This window comes from Moorena sp. SIO3B2, assembly GCF_010692525.1.
Classification (GTDB): Bacteria; Cyanobacteriota; Cyanobacteriia; order Cyanobacteriales; family Coleofasciculaceae; genus Moorena; species Moorena producens.
This window is the reverse complement of record NZ_JAAHHE010000842.1, coordinates 1-1,522: the sequence shown is the minus strand read 5'-3', so window position 1 is coordinate 1,522 and position 1,522 is coordinate 1. Positions and strand designations below refer to the sequence as shown.

Here is a 1,522-nt window from a genome sequence, read left to right as displayed (position 1 = left end):
TGAATGATTTTGCTACAGTAAATCAGATCTATGCCAAATACTTTAACGAGGAAGATGCTCCAGCTCGTGCCTGTGTTGAGGTTTCCCGACTACCTAAGGATGTTTTAGTCGAGATTGAATGCATTGCGGTGATTTAGTCTTGTGGAAACTGCTATGGCGTTAGCTTAATGCTGATAGCTAACTTATGACGAAGGAGCTGGGGGGGCGACAAGGGACCCAAAGTACTTGCCAGCTCTAAGTTTAAGGTCACTATGAGCCCAAACTTATAATCCCAAACTATATATAGACAGTCATGAGCATATTTTCAATTACTGGAAACTCAATCCCTGATTCTTTCATCCAAGTGGTCGAAACATCGGGTTTATTTATAAGTTTGGTAACTGAATTGAATAAATCCAGACCAGATAATAATTATAGCCGAACTGTCACCCCCTCAGGTTCTGATCTATAAAGATTTTAGCAAGATTTTTTTTCACATTCCTTAAGTATATAAAGATTCCAATAAAATTACTTCTGCTATAGATTAGTAGATCTAAATGAACTATATGATGAACTACGAAAATAATTTGTAGTCAACAGCAATGAAAACCTTATTAGCAACTGCCCTAGGAACTGTATTAGTCACAAGTACTGCCCAAGCCGCAATATTTATAGATACTAGAGAAGCCTTAAAGCCTAATGATTTCCTAGATTGGTCTGAAGTAGCTGAGGTTGTTGTAGCACCACCTTTTCCCACCCTACCTAACCGATTTTCAGCTACTTCAGCGGTCGGTATTGATTTAAATGTCAGCATCCCTGCTGGAGAGTTTCTCCGTATTGATCAAACTCCTGTTTTCCCTGGTGCATTTGATGTAGGGGATGCCCTTCTATTTACAGGCCTTGCTAATCCTGGTCCACTGACTATTACCTTTGATACTCCAGTCTTTGGTGTTGGGACACAAATTCAATCCGATCCTATAGAAATTTTTGACTACATAGCAACCATTGAAGCGTTTGATAGCTTGGGAAATAGTCTAGGAAATTTTGAACGTCCAGGTGTAAGCCAGAGGGATGCTGGCAGCGGCGTGATCTTTACTGGCCTGTTTGATAGCAGTGGTGACATCAAAACCTTGGTGCTCAATGCCAAAGAAGAGGGCCTTGATGTACCTTTCGCTATTAATGCACTGAGTATCAGGTCTGTTCCTATCAGTGTTCCCGAACCTTCAGTGATATTGGGACTTTTAGTTATTGGTACAGGGAGTATGGTTTCCCGGCTCAGAGGCTTGCCAGAAAACAACTAATATCGAGTCCGGTTGAATAGTTATAATTCTCTGGGTATAATTCCTGGGTGTTCCTTACTTGTTACTTGAACATTTAAAATTGGCAACTAAGAACTAACAAGTAACAAGTAACATGTATGCTTAACTTGAAAGACTAATAGTTGAGTCCCCGTTTTTGATAACGATACTTAGCCACAATCGGATAAACTATATTACGTAGCCGGTTGAGAGCTCCCACAGGACGATGAACCACTAAGCCATTC

Annotated in this window: 2 protein-coding genes; both read left to right on the top strand. The window is 40.4% G+C overall.

The window, feature by feature from the left end; all coding sequences use genetic code 11:
- A partial coding sequence (locus tag F6K38_RS41675; RefSeq protein ID WP_287359048.1) for a Rid family hydrolase occupies window positions 1-137 on the top strand: 137 nt, incomplete at its 5' end.
- A gap of 444 nt (window positions 138-581) precedes the next feature.
- A complete protein-coding gene (locus tag F6K38_RS41670; RefSeq protein WP_009148848.1) occupies window positions 582-1,280 on the top strand; it encodes a PEP-CTERM sorting domain-containing protein in 699 nt (232 codons plus the stop codon).
- Window positions 1,281-1,522: the final 242 nt, after the last annotated feature.

Excerpts from the sequence above, each read along its gene's own strand:
- F6K38_RS41670 (WP_009148848.1), top strand. The coding sequence starts at position 582 with ATGAAAACCTTATTAGCAACTGCCCTAGGAACTGTATTAGTCACAAGT.